The following is a 20,120-nucleotide window of genomic DNA, read 5'->3' on the forward strand; positions in this document are numbered from 1 at the left end:
CGCGCTGCAAGCCGGAATGAGTTCTGTCCCAATCGAAGGCCATTGAATGCGCGTCACGAAGAACAAGGTTGGCCTCGCTGTCCGCAACTTTTGTCATTCTGCGCAAAAAATGAACGACCCTGTTGGCATAATCCTTGCCGTGCGGGTATAACCGAATCGCAAAACCCAACATTCTTGCAAGACAGGAAAGGACCGCTGACATGGCAACGGATCGCGCGCTCGGCGTGCTGACACTCTTCTCCCTGGACAAGCCAATGTGGACGGTTGACGAAATCGGCGAGCAGCTAGGGGTTTCGTCCAGCAGCGCCTATCGGTACCTCTCCAATCTCTTGGAACTTGGGCTCGTTGCAAGTGCAGGTGCGAAGCGCTATGTGCTGGGCCCTGCGATCATTCAACTGGATCGGCAGATCCAATTGACCGACCCGATGTTGCAAGCTGCGCGCCCGGTCATGGCCGAACTTGTTGATTTCGCGCCGAGTGGATCCGTGATGTTGCTATGCCGGGCCTTTGGTGATTCCGTCCTGTGCGTCCATCAGGTACTCGGTAAAGGACCTCAGCCAATCGTGAGCTACGAACGAGGGCGTCCCATGCTCATGTTCCGGGGCGCGACGTCTCGCATCATTCTTGCCTTCCAGCAGACGCGAATGCTGCAAGCAATCTACGAAAAACACCATGTCGAGATTGCCGCTGCAGGGCTCGGAGATGATTGGAGCACCTTCCGCCTTGGCCTGAGCCGTCTCCGGCGTATGGGTTATGCCGTCTCGCACGGCGAAATCGATCCAGGCCGGGTCGGTATCGCGGCGCCTATTCTTGGCGAGGATGGTCGCGCGGCTGGCAGCTTGAGCTATGTGGTGGCGGAAGCCAGCGTGGATCAAGGCTCCATCGCAAGGTTGTCCCACATTCTGATGGGAGCTGCGCACGAAATCTCGATCTCGATGCTTGCCCAAGGCAAGGACGGTACAAGCGCCGCCGACGCACAGTCTGCCGGACACTAGCACACCTACTTCCCATTCAGGGCCCCGCCTCTTCTTCGAGCCACCGGCAAAGACGCATGGGGAGATCCCCTCCGTCTTAACCAATGCGCCCGAGCGCCTGACGTGCTGTGCCAATGCTCGCGCGCGCACCTCGTAGATGAGAGGAGCGCTGCAGCGAACTGCTACGGACCAAGCCCTTCGCGGCGCCTCTTCCATGACGAACCATCCTCAGGTCTCGCGCGGCTCAAGCGGCGCATGCGCAATATTCATTTTCACCACACATATCTCTTATTCCGCAACTCTTAACATAGTACTTTATCTTTTTTCTCACTATATGCGAAACTAGAACACATAAAGACGCTGCACTTCTGCTAGCGTCTCCTCGCAAAGGAGAGAAAAGTGAAACTCGTAAGCTTCGAACATGCCGGAAGGGCCTCTTTCGGAGTCGTCCTCGGAGACGCAGTGCTGGATCTGGCCCCCCACGCTGCTGCCGTCGGTCAAAGCCTTCGCGAAGCCCTCAGCAAAGGTGCATTGGGCTCGATTGCCGAAATCGCGAAGGATGGAGGGACTACGATTGCGTTGGACAAAGTCCGCCTGATGCCCGTAATTCCCGACCCGGCGAAGATTCTCTGTGTCGGCATCAACTACGCGTCTCACGTCAAGGAAACAGGTCGCGAGATGCCGAAGTACCCCATGTTCTTCACACGCTTCGCCGACTCGCAGGTCGCGCACGACCAACCCATTATTCGCCCCCGTGCCTCGCAAAAGCTGGACTTTGAAGGCGAGCTGGCCGTGGTGATCGGACGCACGGCCCGCCATGTCCCTGCGGAGCAGGCATTGAACTATGTTGCCGGCTATTCCTGCTACAACGACGGAAGCGTTCGCGACTGGCAAAAGCACACCATTCAGTTCACACCGGGCAAGAACTTTCCCCAGACCGGCGCGTTTGGCCCATGGCTCGTAACAACCGATGAGATTCGCGATCCGTCCGCGCTGTCGCTGACCACGCGGCTCAACGGCGAAGTGGTGCAGGCCGCCACGACGGACGACCTCATCTTCAGCGTAAGCGAAGTGATCGCCTATTGCTCAACCTTCACGGAGCTACGCGCTGGCGACGTCATCATTACCGGAACGACAGGCGGCGTCGGCGCATTCCGTGAGCCTCCGCTATGGATGAAGCCCGGCGACGTGGTGGAAGTGGAAATCTCCAAGATTGGCGTGCTGCGCAACACAATCCAGGACGAATGACGCAGCCGTGGGCGAACGCCGCACGATCCAGCGGTCGTCCACGAAGGAGACAACCATGCAAGACGCGAACGCGCTCAACACATCCGTGTTGATTGTCGGCGCCGGCCCAACCGGGCTTACCCTCGCCAATATCCTCGGCCAGCAGGGCATTGACACCATCATCATCGATCGCAAGCCATCCACTGTAGGGGAACCGCGAGCGGTTTCGATCGACGACGAATCTCTGCGAACCATGCAGGCAATCGGCCTCGCTGACGACGTATTGAAAGACGTGGTCAAGGGCTACGGCGTGCACTACTACACCCGCCCTGGCGGCATCTGCTTCGGCAAAGTGGAGCCCACGGCAAGCGAGTACGGCTTCCCGCGCCGCAACGCATTTCGCCAACCGCTGCTGGAGGCCACGCTCCGCAAGGGACTTGACCGCTTTGCCTGTGTTCGCGTTCTGTTCGAGCACACGCTAGTTGACTTTACGCAGGATGCAAACGGCGTCCGTGCAAACGTCGCGTGCAGCGATGGCCCGAAAACCATTGCGGCAGCCTATGTCGTAGGCACCGACGGAGGCCGCAGCGGAGTTCGTCAGCAGATCGGCTCGACGCTCGTCGGCTCATCGTTCAACGCAAGATGGCTGGTGATCGATATCGAGAATGACGACGACTCGTTCTGGCAAACACGAGCGTTCTGCGACGCGGACCGTCCCGTGGTCGACGTCCCGGGCCCCAACCGCACGCGCCGCTACGAGTTCCTCCTCAAGCCCGACGAGACGGACGACGCCATGCTGAAACCAGAGCGCATTCGCGAATTGCTTCGGCCTTTCAAAGATGACAGGCCCGTAGACGTCGTCCGCAAGACCGTCTATACGTTTCACGCGCGCGCGGCTGACAAATGGCGCGTCGGCCGGGTGTTCCTTGCCGGAGACGCTGCACATCTGACCCCGCCGTATGCGGGTCAAGGCATGAATAGCGGGGTTCGCGACGCACACAATCTCGGCTGGAAGCTTGCTGCTGTGCTCAACGGCATGATTGGGCCAAATGCACTGGACACCTACCAGCAGGAGCGTCGCATTCACGCCTGGGCGTTAATTCGTCTTGCGTTACAACTGGGTTTCGTCATGGCGCCCTCAAGCCGCTTTCAGGCATGGAGCACCTCCGCATTCTTCCGAGCGACGGCCATCGTCCCGCCGGTGCGTGATTTTTTCCTCAAGATGAAGTTCAAGCCGAAGCCGCGCTTCCGCGAAGGGCTCGTTGAAATTGAACATAGCAAACATCCGCGACTAGTCGGCTCCATGGCGCCCCAGCCGTTGGTTCGGGTAGAGGGCGGCGAAACCGTCCCCCTCGACGATCTCATCGGGCACCACTTCGGTCTACTCGCCATCGATGTCCCCACCGTGGCACTGCGATCTGTCTGCGACCTCCCTCTCTGGACGCAACTGCAGGCAAGCAAGATTGTGCTTTGCGCGAATGGGATTCGTACCGGTGCAACCTTGGGTGGTTTCTCAACTGCGGCTGTCGACGAATTGCCAGCGAGTCTGGCGACTGCAAAGGGTTGCTTCATCCTGCTGCGTCCCGACCGATATATCGCTGGTGTTTTCGATGCAGACGGCGCCGAGCCGTTTGCGAAAAGCTACCAGCAACGAGCTCAGTCCAGACAGCAAGCTCCAGACCTCATTTCGACTTTTCCACCAGCTCGCCAACCGCAATTGGTTGTGGCCGACTGACGGAGCCAATCATGTCAACACTCCAGACTGACACGCCGCTCTCCCTGCATCATCTGCACGTCACCAGTGAAGCGCCGCAAGCCTTGGCCAGCTTCTATGCCGATCTCTTCGACCTCCGGCTTGTGCCATATGCCGGAGATGCAATCGCACTGGGTGGTGGCTCTCGAGCCATCGTGATCCACGAGGGTCGTTCCGGTGAACTTGCCGCCGCCGCCTACGCAGCCGGCGACGAAAGCGCCCTCGCACGGCTGACTGCACGCCTCGGGGACACGGCGATTCCCGCTGGCCCGGAAGCGATGATCTTCTTCAAACGAGGGGCCATCGCCGTCGAGGATCCTCAGGGCCGTCGCCTGATTCTAGGTGTTCCTCGTGAGACTCGCAGTGACGATCCCCTTCCCGCCCGGCTACAACATACCGTGTTCCAGACAACCGAACTCGAAAATGTGCTTGATTTCTACGTGCATCGACTTGGCTTTGTCGTCTCTGATGAAGTCGTCGACGATGAAGGGCGCCTGACAACGTGCTTCCTGCGCTCGGACGACGAGCATCACTCGCTCGCATTCTTCCACGGATCGCAGAACGCGTGGGACCATCATTGCTATGAGACGAGTTCCTGGAATGACATCCGGGACTGGGGCGACCGATTTGCCCGGGTACGCCGATCTATCTTCTTCGGCCCCGGTCGACATGGCCCCGGAAACAACCTGTTCTTCATGGTCACGGATCCTGACGGCAACCGGCTCGAGCTGTCCGCCGAACTCCAGAAGGTGAAGGCGGACCAACAACCGGGCTTGTGGCCGCACGAGGAATACACGCTCAATTCCTGGGGCCGCGGCTGGATTCGCACCTGAGTCTGACGGCGCGACAATGATGCGCCGGATGACCGGCCGCCCAAGTCGGGCTCGCTCAATGAAGCATACGAATCTTGTCGAGTTCGGCCTTATACAAGTCAATAACGGAAGCGTCATAGTCGCGGGCAATGCGCGCAAGCACCGGTCGGGCTCGCTCGCCTAACTTCCTGAGTTCGGCGGGCTCCATCTCATTGATACGCATGCCTTTGGCTTCAAGCTCCGCACGCATCCTGGCATTCTCAGCGCGAATCAGGCGCCGCTGATACTGGCCGGCCTCCGCCGCGGCGTCGCGCAACAGTGCCTGGTCAGCCGGCGCCAACGTGTCCCAGAAGCGCTTGCTCGCGATCAATGTCATGGCACCGTACGAGTGGTGGGTGACACTCAGGTAGGTCTGGACCTCATACAGTTTGCCCGTCACTATCTGGGAATAGAAATTGTCCTGCGCTGCGACGCTCCTGGATTTCAACGCGGCATGCAGTTCAGAAAATGGCAAAGGGACGGGATCCGCCCCAATTTCCTTGAAGCTTTCCATGAACAAAGGCGAAGGGATGACACGAATCTTCAAGCCAATGAAGTTGTCCGCATGGAGGATGGGACCAGTAGAAGTCGTCACATGCCGGAAGCCGTTCTCCCACCATGCGAGTCCGATCAGATTACGGCTTGCCAGACGATCCAACAGGGTGGCGCCGAAAGGTCCGTCGAGCAATGCATTGGCCTGATTTTCATTGCTGATCGTGAACGGAAGATCAATCAGACCAAAGCCCTTCTCGACATCAGCCAGCCCGATCGTAGCTTGAAGCATCAATTCTGGCGTTCTGCCATCTCCTGCCTGCAAGGATGCGATCTGGACTGATGGAGATTCCGGCATGGAATCTGCGGAGGCCTGCACGAGTATGCGGCCACCACTTCGGGCTGCCACCAGTTCTGAAAACTTGTTCATGCCACGGCGCACGGGGTGATCCGCCGAGAGATATCCACGGTAATCGGCGATATGGATGATTCTCACCCCCGGCATCGCGGCGGAGAGAGGGTCCGCCACCGCTGCGGTTGCCAGTACGGACAATGGGATGCAACAAGCGAGTCTGGCAAGACTCCGCCTATACCTTGATGACACCAATAAGGTAAGCAGACCCACTACGGATGAATGCTTGGGCATTCCTGTCTCCTTGTGATGCACGACGATGCGCCATCCTGATTTCTTGCAAAGCAGTAAGAAGCGTGACATCCGCTTCTTTCCCCACCTTGCTTCTCACAGCCAGGGCGTCTGGCTCAGGCATTTCTCAGCCCGCCACCCATGCAGCCATTGCAGCGAGTCGTAGAACTGCGACTGCGTGCGGCCCGTCCACAGCGAGTTGCGCACGTGGCGGTCAACGCCCTTGGCGTGATAGATGCGGCCCATGTCGCGGGCGGCATACAGCACGCGCGCGGTACGCGGGATGCGGGCCTGTTCGTACAACGTAAACGCGGCCTCAAAGTCGCCATTGGCTTCCTGCACGGCTGCGCCGAGCGTGACGGCGTCTTCGAGCGCCTGGCAGGCGCCCTGCGCGACGTACTGGGTCATCGGATGCGCAGCGTCGCCGAGAATGGTTGCGCGGCCGAAGCTCCAGCGTTCGACCGGTTCGCGGTCGGCCGTAGCCCAGCGCTTCCACGACGATGGCCGGTCGAGCATCTGGTGTGGGAGCGGATGGATAGCCTCGAAGTATGACAACACCTCTTCCTTGCTGCCGTCTTTCACCCCCCATTCTTCCTTCTCGCGGCTGTGGAACGTGACGACGAGGTTGTACTGCTGACCGCCGCGCAGCGGGTAGTGCACAAGATGGCAGTTTGGGCCGGCCCAAACCACAGGCGCGTTGACTTGCAAGTCCTTTGGCATGTCTTCTACATCGACGACGGCGCGGTACACGACGTGGCCGGTCACGCGCGCCTCATCGCCGATCAGCGTCTGGCGGATAGCGGACTTCACGCCATCGCAGCCCACCACGGCATCAGCCACGTGGCATTCGCCGCGCTGGTCGATCACCGTCACGCCGCGCTCGCCCTGCTCCAGCTTTTCCACGCGGGTGCTGGTGCGAAACGTGATGAGCGGATGGTCCTGCACGGCTTCCAGGATTGACAGGTGGATGTCGGCGCGATGAATGACCGCATACGGGTTGCCGAAGCGCTCTCGGTACCGTGCGCCCACATTGACGACGGCCACGTCGCCAGTGTCGATCGCATCCTTCAGGATCATCTGTTCAGTGAACACTGCCCGATCGCGCGCAGCCTGGCCAACGCCCAGCGCGTCAAGCGCGGCAAAGGCATTGGCGGCCAGTTGGATACCGGCGCCAATCTCGCCGATCTGGTCAGCCTGCTCCAGCAGCTCGATGCGGATGCCCTGCTTCGCGAGCGCCAGCGCCGCGGCAAGACCGCCGATGCCGCCGCCGATGATCAAGACTTTCCTGTCGGATTGATTCGATTGCATGTGTCGTCTCCTATGCCCGGGCGCTCTTGCGCTCAGGCGGTGTAGTCGGGCTGCCGCGCCGGGGCGGCCAGGGCGAAAGCGGGGTGCGCGCTGGCGTGGGCATACACTGCCATCGCCTTCGGGTAACCGGAAAGATCGCAGCCCATGCGTAAGGCATTGGCGATCTGCGGCACGAGGCAAACGTCTGCCAGCGTGGGCTGGGAGCCGAAGCACCACGGCCCTTCCCCATACCGGGAAAGCAGGCGCTCGACGCCGGCCATGCCTTCATCGATCCAGTGGCGATACCACGCGTCCTTCTGCTCGGGAGACACCTTCAGCTCGCTTTGCAGATACTTGAGGATGCGCAGGTTGTTCACCGGGTGCATGTCGCAGCTCACCAGATATGCCAGTTCGAGCACCCGCGCGCGGAGATGGCCGCTCGTCGGCAGCAGGCGCGGCTCCGGATGGCGCGCGTCGAGATAATCCACGATCGCCAGCGACTGCCCGAGCGCGAAGTCGCCATCGATCAGCGCCGGTACCGATGCCGACGGGTTGATTGCGTTCACGTAATCCCCGTCGTGATGTTCGCCGACGCGGATGTTCACCGGCAGGTACTCGTACGACAGGCCCTTGAGCGCGAGGGCGATGCGCACGCGGTACGACGTGGAACTATTGAAAAAACTGTAGAGCTGCATGTCGACTCCCGTGAATTTCCGTCAGACCACGCGCACGGTCAGTTCGCCGAGCCCGTCCACGCCCGTCACCATCGTCTCGCCGGCCTTTACCGCACCCACGCCTTCCGGCGTGCCGGTAAAAATCACGTCGCCCGGCTCCAGCCGGAAGAACTGCGACAGGTACGCCACCGTCTCGGCCACCGACCAGATCAGGTGCGTGATATTGCTGCGCTGCTTGTCTTCGCCGTTGACGGTCAGCCAGAGCGCAGCCTCTTGCGGGTGGCCGATATCGGCAGCGCGATGGATCGGCGCGACCGGTGCCGAGGCGTCGAAGGCCTTGCCGATCTCCCACGGGCGGCCCATCTCGCGCATCTTCATCTGCAGGTCGCGGCGGGTCATGTCCAGGCCCACGGCGTAGCCCCAAACATGCTCGAGCGCCTGGTCGACGGGGATGTCGGAACCGGCCTTGCCGATCACGGCCACGAGTTCGGCTTCGTAGTGATAGTTGGTGGTCTGCGCGGGATATGGCAGTTCCAGCACCTGGCCGTCCTGCACCGGCATGATGGCGTCGGCGGGCTTGCAGAAGAAGAACGGGGGCTCGCGGTCGGGATCAAAGCCCATCTCGCGCGCATGGGCGGCGTAGTTGCGGCCGACGCAGTAGACGCGGCGCACGGCGAACTGGTCGTCGCTGCCCGCGACAGGGATGGAGACAGTTGCAGGCGGCGTGAAGATGTAGGACATGACAGTCTCGGTTAAAGATTTGGCAAACGCAGGTTGAGCGGGTCCGAGGCAGCGCCTGTGGCGGCGCGGCCTGTTGGCTTTTATCGAAAGGAAATCGGATCAGGTGCGCGATTCGCGCAGCAGGTTGAGCGCGGACAGCACGGGGCGGTCGGAGTAGCTGAACAGCACGGTTTCGTCCAGCGCGGCGAGTTGCACCGGAGCCCAAGAGGGAACCACGAAGGTATCGCGCGGTTCGAACTGGAATTGTTCGTCGCCAATACGTACCGTGCCGCGCCCCTCGACCACGCTGTAGACGGTTGCGTCCGTGCTGCGGTACGTGCGGCCCTGGAAGCCCGCCGGCAGGTATTGCATGAAGGTCGCGATGGTCGGCATTGGCCAGCCGCCCGTGGCCGGGTTGACGTAGCGTAGCTTCACGCCGTCCCAGGCATCGAGTTCGCCGTTGCGGTAGAGCTGGTCGAGCGCCTCGCGGGAGCGGTCGTACGGGTAGCTGAAAATCGGCGAGGTCGGGTCGGAAACATTGTGGCGCACCGGCACCATGTTGTGACCAAAGCGGGCAAAGCTGTCGCCCTCGGGCCGCGTGACCGGCTGCTGCGCCTCGGGGTAGTTCTCGGCAAAGCCGCCGTCGAAGAATTGCACCAGCGGAATATCGAGTCCATCGAGCCAGACCACCGGCTCACCGCCGTTCTCGACGGCCGGATTGCCGTGGTCGTGCCACGTCCACGAGGGCGTAATGATGAAGTCGCCGGGGCGCATGGTGGTACGCTCGCCATTCACGGCGGTCCAGGCACCTTGCCCCTCCACGATAAAGCGCAGCGCCGACTGCGTATGGCGATGACTCGGCGCGACCTCGCCCGGCAAGATCAGTTGCAGCCCGGCGTAGAGCGAGCCGGTGATGCTCGATTTGCCAGGCAGGCCCGGATTCTCCAGCACCAGCACGCGGCGCACGGCTTCCTGGGCACTGATGAGATTGCCAGCCTGCATCACCAGCGGACGGACCTGCCTGTACTTCCAGATGGCCGGCAGAATCTTCGGCTGGGGCTGCCGCGGCACCAGCGTGTGCAGCGATTCCCAAAGGGCGCTCATGTGGCTTCGGCCGATATCGGTGTAGTAAGCAGCACGATCGGCGCCGGATTGGCGTGCGTCCATAGTATCTCCGTAATGATTGTTGTACATGGCGGCGCGCATCGGCCGCATTGGGACCCATGCGTTCAGGGCCGCCCTCGCCTATGCCCACGAGCGACCACGCGCCACGGCAGCAGCGCCCGCTCCAGCATGTCGAAGCCAAGCGAGAACAGGAATCCCAGCATCGCGCTCGCGGCCAGTCCCACGTACATCCTTTCGACTTCAAACACCTGCCAGCTATTCCAGATCAGGAAGCCGATGCCCGACTTCGCGCCGACGAACTCCGCCGCGACGATGACCAGCAGCGCTACACCAAGGCTGATTCGCAAGCCCGCAAGAATCTGGGGAAGCGCCCCCGGAAAAGCGATGTCCCGAAACATCATCAGGCGGCTCGCTCCGAAGTTGTGGCCGACGTCGAGATGCAGCGGACTGATGTCGCGCACTCCCTCGTATGTATTGATCAGCACCAGGTACACCACGGTGACGGCGATGATGGCGTACTTCGACAACTCTCCCATGCCGAACATCAGGATGAACAGCGGCAGGATCGCCACCTTTGGAATGGGAAACGTCGCGTTCACCAGCGGCTGGACCAGCGCGCGGACGACCGGCGACAGACCCATCGCTAGCCCGATCAGCACGCCCGGGACCGCGCCGAGCAGGAAACCCGCGAGAATCCGGGTCAGGCTGATGCCGACGTGCACGAAGATCTCGCCCGTCGCGATGAGGTGCGTCAGTTCCTCCAGCACGGCCGAAGGCGGAGGGAAGAAGCCCGTGTTCACCCAGCCCGCGCGGCACGCACCCTCCCATATCGCCAGCAGCAGCAGCGGGGACGCGATCGACAGCTGCGCGTAGCGGCCTGGCATCAGCGCGCGCAGGCGTCGCCACGGCGGCGGCTGGTGCGCCGTTGCAGGATCACCGGATTGCATGGCGTCGGCCATGTTTCGCTGCGCCTTCATTTCCCCATCTCCCGGCCGTGGGCCATGACTTCCTCGCGCAGGCATCCCCAAATGCGCCCGAAGAGATTGCCGTATTCGGCGCTGCTCTTGACCTGCTCGACATGGCGCGGGCGCGCGAACACCTCGCTGATATCGATGACCTCCTTCACGCGTCCCGGCCGATTGGTCATCACCAGCACGCGATCGGCCAGCACGATGGCCTCGTCAATGGAATGGGTGACGTACACCACGGTCTTGCGCGATGCTTCCCAGATATGGAGCAGTTCCGCCTGCAGGACCAGCTTGGTCTGCTCGTCCAGCGCCGCGAACGGCTCGTCCATCAGCAGGATCTCGGGATCGTTGGCGAACGCGCGGGCGATGCTGACGCGTTGCTTCATGCCGCCTGACAGTTGGTGCGGATAGGCGTCGCGGAACATCTGGAGACCGACCTTGGCGATGAAGTCCTCGGCGATGCGGTAGCGGTCCTGCTTGCCCATGCCGCGTGCCTTGAGGCCGAACGCCACGTTGTCCCGCACTGTCATCCACGGAAACACGCCGTGTTCCTGGAACACCATCGAATTCAGCCTGCGCTTTCCCTTTTCCTCCGACGTGGCATTGCGCGTCACCTCCACGTCACCGGCCGATGGCGTCTCCAGATCGGCCAGGATACGAAGCAGCGTCGTCTTGCCGCATCCGGACGGTCCGACGATGCAAAGGAACTCGCCTTCCCGGATGTCAAAGTCAAACGGCGCCAGCACGGGCACCTGGCGTCCGTTCAGCGGAAACGACTTGCTGACGCCGCGCAGCCTGACCTTGGCCGATGTACCTGTGGGCGTAGTTTCCCGGGCTGGCAAGGAAGCCGTAGCCGTCATGCCGGATTCTCCCCGGAGTATCGCCGTGTGGCCGCCTGTCATTTCGCACGCCCAAGCCGGCCGATCGCATAGTCAACGTAGGCGGGATCGAAGACCTTCGCTGGCTCGACCACCTTCTTCTGCACTCCGCTCGCGATAAAGAATTTCTGCACCTCGGCGAGCGCCGCCGCATTGCTGGCGCCGTTGGGTTCGGCATTCGGCAGGCCGATGGCACGCAGGAGGTTCACGTCCTTCACCGGCGTATGCGCCTGCAGCGACCGGATCAGTTCCTCCTTCGCCGGTCCGCCGCTCGCGCTCGCCCGAATGAATTCGCGTTGTCCGCGCAGCAATGCGGTGACGAATCGGCTGACCGCTTCCTTGTTGGCCATCGCGAAATCGCGATTGGCGAACAGCACGATGGTGGGGAGCGGCGGCGACGTCTGCCCCTGTGGAATCGCCATCACGGCGGCGCCGCGCGCTTTAGCCAGGCTGATGAACGGCTCGACCTGGAAGGCGGCGTCCAGCGACTTGTTCGTGAGCGCAACCACGGCGTCGGGAAACGACAGCGTCGTAATATGGACGTCGGTTTCGGACAGGCCCGCCTGTTGCAAGGCGCGCAGCACATTGAAGTGCGCATTGCCGCCGAGCGTCAGCACGCCGATCCGCATGCCGCGCAGGTCCTGCGGCCGCTTGTACTTGCCTGACTCAACCAGATCACGGCGCACGGCGATGCCGCTCGAATGATCGTTGGGTCCGACCGTGTTCAGTGGCAGCAGCCCCACCACGCCGATGCCTCGGTTCAGCGCATTGAACAGCGCGGCGCTGAGCGACATCGAGCCGAGATCGAGTTCGCCGCCGGCAAGCTGCGCCAGCGTATCGGAGCTTGAGTTCGCGCTGGCTGTGGCGACCAGTTGGACATCGAGCCCCTCCTCCTTGAAGTAGCCCTTATCGTAGGCCAGGAACAGACCGCTTTCGGCGAACAGGCCGGCGGTATTGATGCGGATCTTCACGGGAGGATGAAGAGCCTGCGCGTGGGCGCCGCCAAGCGCGGCACCGAGCGCCACTCCAACCATGCACGCGAGGCGCCGCAACATGCCGCGTCTTGTCATATCCGTCTCCGTTCGGTGGCCTTGATGGGGAAGCAGCGGGGTGGCCAAACCTGTTTTGTAGGCTAGATATTATTCAATTATGAATTCTTAATCAAGAACTGCTGCGTGAACAGGGTGCAGCATGAACAGAGATGCTCGCGCATCGAGGCGGCCCATGCAGTACGCAATGGCCGATCGCCGTGGCGGGGGAGAAGTCAATCAGCCGATGTTGCCCAGTCGGGCGCGGCATGCTGTCAGCAGGCGGGGAGCTGGGGGACCGAGGGACATCTCGCTGACAGCGTCTGGTACATGAGCGCGAGCGTACGCGCCCAGGGCAAGCGCGACTCCAGACAAGAGTGCGGGCCGCATCGGCAACCTGGTGCTGCGGCCTTCGAGCCGTACTACGACAGCTTCCTGTTCGAGAACCGCGGTCTACCCGCGCGGCATCACGCGGGTTCTCAGGCGAGCTACAGCCCGCGCGCGTCGATCCTCGCCAGCATCGACGTCAGAATCTTCTCGCGCTCGCGTTCGAAACCGCGGATGAGTTGCGCACGGTCCCGTTTCGACATGGCGGCCAACAGCGTATGTTCAAGGTGCGCGGTCCGTTGTTCGCCCGGTACCCTCACCTCCGAGGCCAGTGCCCGGTAGCGGTCGGTCAGCCTGATCAGGCGAATCGCCTCGCGCCGCAGGATCTTGTCCGGTGACAGGTCAAACAGCAGTGCATAGAAATCCTGGTATTCGTCGATCCACTCTGCGCGTTGGCCGCTATCGAGGTAGCTGTCGAGCCGTTCCAGCATCGCCTTCAGTGCCTTCATCTGCGTGCTGTCCGGCCATTCGACGGTCTTCAGCAACTCCCGCTCCAGCAGGAACCGGTAGCGGTAGAGCTGGCGGGCTTCGTCTGTCGAAAGCGGAGCAACGAAAAAGCCGCGGTTAGGATCATGTTCAATGATGCCCTCGGCCGCCAGCAGCTTGAGCGCCTCTCGCACCGGCACCCGGCTGATGCCGAAGCGATCGGCCAGGTCTGACTGGCGCAACTGGAGCCCCGGGGCAAGGGTGCCGCGATTGATCAGCTTGCGGACCTGTTGGGCGATCTGGGCCGGAAGATCTACGCCCTTGACTTCTACATGGTTCATGTTCGGCAGCGGATGGACAGACGGGACGCCTGCAATCATGACAGGTTCATGCGACTGTACACCGGTTGAACCTGCTCGCGCATGGCGGCGACGTTCGTCATGTACAGCGCCGATGCCAACAACAACACCACGCCGCAGGTCGTCAGCGCAGCCGGCGTGCCGACGTACTCCGCCGTCCAGCCCCAGAACAAGGCGCCCACGGGTGAAATGCCCAGGAACGCCACGACGTACAGCGACGCGACCCTGCCGCGAAAGCCATCTGGCGCCGCGAGCTGGATCAGGGTATTGACTGAAGCCGCTGCGAGCATGGTACCCATGCCGACGAGAAACAGCATCACGAACCCCATCCAGACCACCGGCGCCTGGGCGAACCCGATGGCGGCGCAGGCAGCCATGACGGAGGCGAAGCCGATCGTCGCCAACAGCCAGCCGACACCGCGCCGCATCGCCAGATACAGCATCCCGGCCAGCGCGCCAAGCCCCGCCGCGCCAAGCAGCATGCCCAGCGTGCGCGAGTCCCCGTGGAAGCGCTCCCGCACGAACCACGGCATCATTGCGGCATGGGTCTGGATGGTAAAGCTCATCGTTGCCAGCAGCCACAGGCTGTTGCGGCAGGGCGTGAAGCGATTCGCATAGCGCAGCCCAGCCGCGAACTGCCTGAGCCAAGGCTCCGGCTGCGCCGCGCGCTGCGCCGGCGCCACGCGCATGGCGCGCAGCGCCGCGATGATCGAAAAGCGCAGGATCGCGTTGGCCGCGAACGCCCACACCTGGCCGAACGTGGCGATGATCGCCCCAGCGATCGTCGGGCCGACGAATCGGGCACCCGCCATCATGCTGGAATTGAGAGCGATGGCGTTGGCGAGATCTTCCTTGCGCTCCACCATCTGCGACAACAGCGATTGCCGCGCCGGCGAATCAAACGCATTCACGATGCCGAGCACCAAGTTCGCCACCACAATATGCCAGGGCCGCAGCAGGCCGGTTGCCACCAGCGACAGCATCGCCACCGACTGCATGCACGCGACGGCATTCGCTACCATCAGCACGCGCCGGGTATCGAGACGGTCCAGCAGCGGCCCCGTCACCGGGGCCATCAGCAGAAAGGGAATCTGCAGCGCGAAGGCGGCCAGGCCAAGAACCAGCGTCGAACCGGAGAGCGCATAGGCCAGCCAGGACGTGGCAATCAACTGCTGCCAGTTGCCCACTTGCGCGGCACCCTGCCCCGCCATGAACAGGCGGAAGCTGCGGGAGGAGAGTGCGCGGAGGCCGTGGGGTAACTGCATGTGGGACACCATAAGAAAAAAAGAGCGACAGCCGTTTCCAGGCGCCGCCCAACTCTCGAGCACGAGAAGTCAATAATTAATGATCAGGCATCGGCGTTGCCACGCTTCGCCCCGCGGAACGGCTTGCGCGGCTATCCTTGACGAACATCACGAAGACGTAGAGCCATGCCGCTATCAGCGCAAAGCAGTCGCGATAACGCAGCGGACGATAATCCGCATAGCCCAGCCCGGTCGACCCGATGCACGCGGCGAGCGTGATGAGCAGACAAATACCGACAGCAATCCACATAGGCTTCTTCATCGCAGTCTCCCGGTTCAGGCGTCAGCCTGCTGAACCACGCGCGCCCGACCGGCGCCTTCGCGCGATCGCACTAGCGTCTTCCATCCGTCCCACAGCCATACCGGCTCGGCCTTGGCCTGCAGGATCGTCGCGTAGTGCCCGCCATACGCTAACAGGAGCGAGACGTTCATCAGCAGTTCCTGCGGGCCGGAAAACAACTGGCGCGGCGTGCCCACGATAAACGTGTTCATCCAGAAGATGTTGAAGGTGGTCGGCATCTCCAGCACCAGGGCCAGCAGCACGTTCCGATTGGTCACGAGCAAGATCCCACAGAAGCATTCGAGAAACTTGATGCCCTGGTAGATGTAAATGGCCTTCGCCGCATCCACATAGACGCCCGCGGCTCCCGGAATCTCCGGAATGAACCCCGTGGCGATGTAGCGAACGCTTGAATAAATCAGGTTGGCGCCATAGTAAATCCGCAACCAGGCGACCACGTATTTCCAGGGGGATTGCGCGTCCCTGCTCATTTGATGTCTCCTCTGCTTACCCTATTGTTCCCGTCAATGGCTTACCGTCGCTTGTTCGCCGCCGGCAACTGCTGAGCCGGCGGGCGTCAAGGTCACACCGGCGTGCCGATGCGACTGCTACTCACGATTTGTTGCTGCGGCGATCCTTGATGAGGGTCACGATCAGGAAGAGCCACGACACTCCCAGCGCGAAATAGTCGAAATTGCGCAGCGGGCGATAGTCCGCATAGCCCAGCCCTGTCGAGCCGATGCATGCCGCCACGGACAAGAACACGCACATGGCCACGCCAATCCACATCTCTTTCTTCATTGCAGTCTCCGGTTCAAGCTTTTGTTCATGCTTCGATCTGTTGGACCGAGGTGGGAGCGCCGTCACCGCGTTCACGCGCGCTTGCGACCTTCTTCAGTCCATCCCACAGCCACATCGGCTCGACCTTCGCCTGCAGGACCGACGCGTAGTAACCACCGTAGGCAAGCAGCAGCGCGCCATTCATGAAGAGCTCCTGCGGGCCCGTAAAAAGTTGGCGCGGCGTCGCGACGATGAAGGTGTTCAGCCAGAAAATGTTGACCGTGGCCGGCATCTCAAGCATCAAAGCCAGCAACACGCCGCGATTGGTCAGCAGCATCAGACCAAGCACGCATTCCATGTACTTGATTAGCTGGTAGATGTAGATGTCCGACGCGGCGGCAACATAGGCGCCGCCAATGCCCGGTATCTCGGGAACGTATGACGTCAGGATGAAGCGGGAGCCCGAATAGAAAAGGTGCGCTCCAAAATAGATACGCAACCACAGGATCGCGTACTTCCACGGTGATTGATTGGCCCTGCTCATGTCTGTCTCCTAGATCAACACGAATTGAAATCCTGGCGGGGTCGGGGGCGCCCTACAGGTTGACCACCCGCGCAGGACGGCCCTCGGTGCGAATCTGCCCGAGCAGTGCCTCGTTCAGTTCCACGCCAAGGCCCGGACCGTCGCCGGGGGATACATGGCCGCGATGGAATCGCGCGCCTTGCAGGGCAAGGTCCGCGCCCTGCGGGATGTCTTCGCTATTCCAGACGCCATGCACAGCCAGCGGCCCCGTACTCTCGCTGATGAACTGGCAAGCCCACTGGTTCGCCACCCACAGATGCGCGGTCGGACAGGCCTCCACGCCAGAGCCGATCAGCGTGCTGCACATCACTGGCAGGTCGAACATCTGGGCCACGGCGAGGAAGCGCTGGGCCTTCAACAGGCCACCGACCTTCTGCACCTTGAGGATGACGCCGTCGGCCGCGCGCCGCTCGGCGATTTCCTTCAGGTGATGCAGCTCCTGCGCTGCCTCGTCGGCGTACACGGGCGTGTCGATGCGCTGTCGCAGGCGCGCCATGCCTTCGATGTCCCAGTGCGGCAGGGGTTGCTCGACGAAGTCGAGTCGATACGCATCGAGCCGTCGGATCGTGCGCAGGGCCTGCTCGTAGTTCCATGAGCCATTGGCGTCCAGGCAGATGCGCGCGCTATCGCCCAGCGCCTTGCGCACGGCTGCGGCGGTCGCCACATCGTTGTCAAAGGTGCCGCGCCCCACCTTCAGCTTGAAGGCGACAAAGCCCGCTTCCCGGGCCGATAGCGCGGCCTCGGCCACTTTGTCCGGCTCGCCGGCCGACAGCACCCAGCCAAGCGGCGCCGATTCGCGTGTGCGTCCGCCGAGCAACTGGTAGACCGGCACGTTCAGTACCTTGCCCTTCAGGTCGTGCAGCGCGCAGTCGACGAGACCCTTGGCCTGGTTGTTGTCACGCGCCAACGTGTCCATTGCGCCGACAATTTTTTCAATGTTGCACGGGTCTTCACCGAGAAGAATGCGCGGCGCAAATATGTCGCAGATCATGCTGACCATCGAGGCCTGGCTTTCGCCGCGGTACCACGAAGACGTATCGCCGGATTCGGCGATGCCCACCAGGCCCGTTTCGGTATGCAGCCGCAGCAGCAGCGTATCAAGCTTGGTAATGGTGACATTCGGCAATCGCAGCGGCTTCTTCAGCGGCATCGATACCGGAATGCATTCGACTTTGGTGATTTTCATGGCGGCCTCACTTCCTTCTGGCGTCACGGAGCAGCGCAACCACGGCAACCACGCCCGCGGCCAGCGGCGGGCCGTAGTCGTAGATTCTCAGCGGTCTTGCGCCGAAGCTGGTGGAGACAGCCATGACGATGAGTATCGTCACCACGATCACTGCCACAACAATGACTAGATCCTTAATCACGTTTATCTCCTCGCACCAAATCGGCGATGCATGCCAATCGGGGGGTTATATGAATCGAAGTGTTGACGACATGCCCGCCTGCCGGCCGCTTTTACTCTCCCGCCTGAGCGCGTGACGCGTGCGACAACCCGTCCCAAAGCCAGAACGGTCTGGTCTTGATGCGACAAAAGTTCGCGTAGTACCCGCCGTAGGCGAGCAAGAGTGCGCCGTTGAGAAGCAGCTCCTGGAGCCCCGTGAACAACTGCCGGGGCGCGGGGGAAATGAAGAGATTCAGGTAGATGATGGTGACGCTGATGCCAGCCATCACAATCAGCGCGAGCGGCACTGCCAGGTTGAAAAGCAACATCGTCCCAAGCACGACCTCGAGGTATTTGATTACCTGGTAAAAGCCGATATCCGCCATGGCATGAAGATACGGCCCAACCCTTCCGGCATGACTGAAATCCGGAACGAAGTTGAAGATGACGTAATTCAAGCCTGAAGCCAGATAGTGAATGGCGAAGTACAGCCTGAGCCACAGGACAATATATTTCCATGGCGATTTTTCAGCGGCATGCATTGGCAGTTTCCCTTTTTGCGGTCAGACAAAAGCGGAGGCGTGGGCGTGGCGCGGCATGGCGCCGCGGATCAGGAGGCGCGACGCTGCGTGGCAACCTGGAGCGCTCGCGAGACGCGCACCAGCAGGCACACGGCTATGCCGACAGAGACCACGTAACACGCCACAAATGCATGGCCGAGCGCGTTTGGGCCATTGAAAAGCAGCCGCGCCACCAGCGCACAGACGGTGGGGCCGAGCGCCAGTCCGAGCAGGTTGGTGATGAGGTAATAGAGGGCCGTCAGCTTGCCCATCATGTTGCCTGGCGTGAAATTGGCCATGGTGGCGCCGCCAGCGACCGCAAAAATCGCGAAGAAGAACGTCTGCGCGCCGTAGGCGATGGCGCCGAGTTGGGCGCTGTGAATCAGCGGAAAACAGGCGGTGATAAGCGCGGCCACGGCAGTCGAGCCGATCGCGACGCGAACCGGTGCGTCACTCCAGCGCTTCTGCAGTTTGTCCGCCACACTGCCGAAGAACAGCAGCCCCAGCGGCGAAGCCACCAAACTGATCGCGCCAAGCGTCTTGCCGATCTCGGGGCGTGCGATACCCATCGAGCGGTTGATGATTTCGGGCAGCCACGCCAGTTGGCTGCCGATGGCGATACCGTAGAGGCAGATGGCGATCCACAGCGGACCGTATACGGCACGCTGCTGCCATGCAAAACGCAGTGCAGCCGGATAGGTGACGCGGTCCGCGTGAACGACGGCATCGCGTCGCGGCGGCTCGCGCAGCAGCAGCGTCAACGCGGCGAGCGGCACGCCAAGCAAGCCCGGAACGATCAGGACGAATTGCCAAGGCTTCAGCGCTCCCAGCAACGGCACGCCCGCCAGCTTTCCGCTGGCCGCAAACGTCAGCAGGAAGCTGCCGAGCACCAGCGCCAGCCCGGTGCCCAGCAGCGGTCCGATGTTGTAGATACCGAATGCGAGCCCGCGCCGCTCGGGCGGAAAGGCGTCCCGGATCATCGACGATGCCGCGGGCGGCAGCATGGCTTCCCCTACGCCGAGACCGATACGCGCGAGGAACAGGTGCCAGTACGTATTGCTCAGTCCGCACAGCATCTGCACGCCGGACCACATCAGGATGGCGCCGCTCAGCAGATACTTTCGCCGGTACAGATCGACGAGGTAGCCGGCAGGAATGCCCAGCACGCTGTACAGCAGCATGAACGACAGCCCGAGCAGCCAGCTCACTTCCAGGTCGGTGGCCCCGAGATCCTGCTTGATGGGGCCGACCACCAGCGAGATGGCCCCACGGTCTATGAACGACACGATATAGACCAGGGTGAGCACGCACAGCAAAGCCCAGCCGCCTGGCGCCACCGCCGATTTCGCCGGCGTCGGCGCGGCCACCGCGGAGCTGCGGGGCGGCGACTGGATTGTGGTGGGGCTTTCCAACATGATTGTCTCCGTTTATCGGTTC

General features: G+C 62.0%; 22 protein-coding genes. 4 read left to right on the forward strand and 18 right to left on the reverse strand.

The genetic code is table 11. The features are described 5' to 3' along the window. The first annotated feature begins 200 nt into the window (after positions 1–200). The 4 genes from K2O51_RS04490 to K2O51_RS04505 all read left to right on the forward strand — a co-directional run bounded on the left by K2O51_RS04490 (position 201) and on the right by K2O51_RS04505 (position 4,787). Complete coding sequence (locus tag K2O51_RS04490; RefSeq protein ID WP_049796529.1) at positions 201–995, forward strand: IclR family transcriptional regulator; 795 nt, start codon at positions 201–203, stop codon at positions 993–995. Between the two features lie 378 nt (positions 996–1,373). Further along, positions 1,374–2,222 carry a fumarylacetoacetate hydrolase family protein gene (locus tag K2O51_RS04495; RefSeq protein WP_140948831.1) on the forward strand — a complete coding sequence of 283 codons (849 nt, stop codon included), beginning with the start codon at positions 1,374–1,376 and terminating at the stop codon, positions 2,220–2,222. A gap of 55 nt (positions 2,223–2,277) precedes the next feature. Next, a complete protein-coding gene (locus tag K2O51_RS04500; protein WP_220630546.1) occupies positions 2,278–3,936 on the forward strand; it encodes a bifunctional 3-(3-hydroxy-phenyl)propionate/3-hydroxycinnamic acid hydroxylase in 1,659 nt (552 codons plus the stop codon). Between the two features lie 11 nt (positions 3,937–3,947). Further along, positions 3,948–4,787, forward strand: a complete 840-nt coding sequence (locus K2O51_RS04505) for a VOC family protein (RefSeq protein WP_220630547.1) — start codon at positions 3,948–3,950, stop codon at positions 4,785–4,787. 55 nt (positions 4,788–4,842) lie between these two features. On the opposite strand, the gene K2O51_RS04510 is transcribed toward K2O51_RS04505, so the two are convergent. The 18 genes from K2O51_RS04510 to K2O51_RS04595 form a co-directional block, all read right to left on the reverse strand. Beyond that, a complete protein-coding gene (locus K2O51_RS04510) occupies positions 4,843–5,943 on the reverse strand; it encodes a TRAP transporter substrate-binding protein (RefSeq protein WP_220630548.1) in 1,101 nt (366 codons plus the stop codon). Positions 5,944–6,036: 93 nt separating this feature from the next. After that, positions 6,037–7,248, reverse strand: a complete 1,212-nt coding sequence (locus tag K2O51_RS04515; protein WP_140948835.1) for a 3-hydroxybenzoate 6-monooxygenase — start codon at positions 7,246–7,248, stop codon at positions 6,037–6,039. Positions 7,249–7,280: 32 nt separating this feature from the next. Beyond that, positions 7,281–7,922 (reverse strand): maleylacetoacetate isomerase, encoded by a 642-nt coding sequence (gene maiA, locus K2O51_RS04520; RefSeq protein ID WP_011301909.1) that lies wholly within the window; start codon positions 7,920–7,922, stop codon positions 7,281–7,283. Between the two features lie 21 nt (positions 7,923–7,943). Continuing rightward, on the reverse strand, positions 7,944–8,642 hold the full coding sequence (locus tag K2O51_RS04525) for a fumarylacetoacetate hydrolase family protein (protein ID WP_011301908.1): 699 nt from the start codon (positions 8,640–8,642) through the stop codon (positions 7,944–7,946). Positions 8,643–8,741: 99 nt separating this feature from the next. Beyond that, a complete protein-coding gene (gene gtdA / locus K2O51_RS04530; protein WP_425332983.1) occupies positions 8,742–9,725 on the reverse strand; it encodes a gentisate 1,2-dioxygenase in 984 nt (327 codons plus the stop codon). Positions 9,726–9,850: 125 nt separating this feature from the next. Then, positions 9,851–10,723, reverse strand: coding sequence for an ABC transporter permease (locus tag K2O51_RS04535; RefSeq protein ID WP_011301906.1), 873 nt, complete (start codon positions 10,721–10,723; stop codon positions 9,851–9,853). Further along, positions 10,720–11,574, reverse strand: a complete 855-nt coding sequence (locus tag K2O51_RS04540) for an ABC transporter ATP-binding protein (protein WP_220630550.1) — start codon at positions 11,572–11,574, stop codon at positions 10,720–10,722. The genes K2O51_RS04535 and K2O51_RS04540 overlap by 4 nt, the downstream gene beginning before the upstream one ends. Positions 11,575–11,612: 38 nt before the next feature. Beyond that, a complete protein-coding gene (locus tag K2O51_RS04545; RefSeq protein WP_220630551.1) occupies positions 11,613–12,710 on the reverse strand; it encodes an ABC transporter substrate-binding protein in 1,098 nt (365 codons plus the stop codon). Positions 12,711–13,108: 398 nt separating this feature from the next. Then, positions 13,109–13,813: a GntR family transcriptional regulator gene (locus tag K2O51_RS04550; protein ID WP_245001838.1), complete on the reverse strand. Its 705-nt coding sequence runs from the start codon at positions 13,811–13,813 to the stop codon at positions 13,109–13,111. Continuing rightward, positions 13,810–15,057: an MFS transporter gene (locus K2O51_RS04555; protein ID WP_166487126.1), complete on the reverse strand. Its 1,248-nt coding sequence runs from the start codon at positions 15,055–15,057 to the stop codon at positions 13,810–13,812. The genes K2O51_RS04550 and K2O51_RS04555 overlap by 4 nt, the downstream gene beginning before the upstream one ends. A 76-nt stretch (positions 15,058–15,133) precedes the next feature. Continuing rightward, on the reverse strand, positions 15,134–15,358 hold the full coding sequence (locus tag K2O51_RS04560) for a hypothetical protein (RefSeq protein WP_049796527.1): 225 nt from the start codon (positions 15,356–15,358) through the stop codon (positions 15,134–15,136). Between the two features lie 14 nt (positions 15,359–15,372). After that, the gene (locus K2O51_RS04565) at positions 15,373–15,867 is read right to left on the reverse strand and encodes a hypothetical protein (RefSeq protein WP_140948842.1); all 495 of its coding nucleotides are present in this window, start codon (positions 15,865–15,867) and stop codon (positions 15,373–15,375) included. A 121-nt stretch (positions 15,868–15,988) separates the two neighbouring features. Continuing rightward, positions 15,989–16,177 (reverse strand): hypothetical protein, encoded by a 189-nt coding sequence (locus K2O51_RS04570; RefSeq protein ID WP_140948843.1) that lies wholly within the window; start codon positions 16,175–16,177, stop codon positions 15,989–15,991. Positions 16,178–16,202: 25 nt separating this feature from the next. Continuing rightward, positions 16,203–16,700 carry a hypothetical protein gene (locus K2O51_RS04575; RefSeq protein WP_011301899.1) on the reverse strand — a complete coding sequence of 166 codons (498 nt, stop codon included), beginning with the start codon at positions 16,698–16,700 and terminating at the stop codon, positions 16,203–16,205. 52 nt (positions 16,701–16,752) lie between these two features. Beyond that, on the reverse strand, positions 16,753–17,925 hold the full coding sequence (locus tag K2O51_RS04580) for a mandelate racemase/muconate lactonizing enzyme family protein (protein WP_011301898.1): 1,173 nt from the start codon (positions 17,923–17,925) through the stop codon (positions 16,753–16,755). Between the two features lie 7 nt (positions 17,926–17,932). After that, positions 17,933–18,106 carry a hypothetical protein gene (locus tag K2O51_RS04585; RefSeq protein ID WP_181184348.1) on the reverse strand — a complete coding sequence of 58 codons (174 nt, stop codon included), beginning with the start codon at positions 18,104–18,106 and terminating at the stop codon, positions 17,933–17,935. 91 nt (positions 18,107–18,197) lie between these two features. Then, positions 18,198–18,665: a hypothetical protein gene (locus K2O51_RS04590; RefSeq protein WP_011301897.1), complete on the reverse strand. Its 468-nt coding sequence runs from the start codon at positions 18,663–18,665 to the stop codon at positions 18,198–18,200. Positions 18,666–18,733: 68 nt separating this feature from the next. Beyond that, positions 18,734–20,098 (reverse strand): MFS transporter, encoded by a 1,365-nt coding sequence (locus tag K2O51_RS04595; protein ID WP_011301896.1) that lies wholly within the window; start codon positions 20,096–20,098, stop codon positions 18,734–18,736. Positions 20,099–20,120 lie beyond the last annotated feature (22 nt).

The organism is Cupriavidus pinatubonensis (genome assembly GCF_019602855.1).
In the GTDB taxonomy this organism is placed as follows: domain Bacteria; phylum Pseudomonadota; class Gammaproteobacteria; order Burkholderiales; family Burkholderiaceae; genus Cupriavidus; species Cupriavidus pinatubonensis.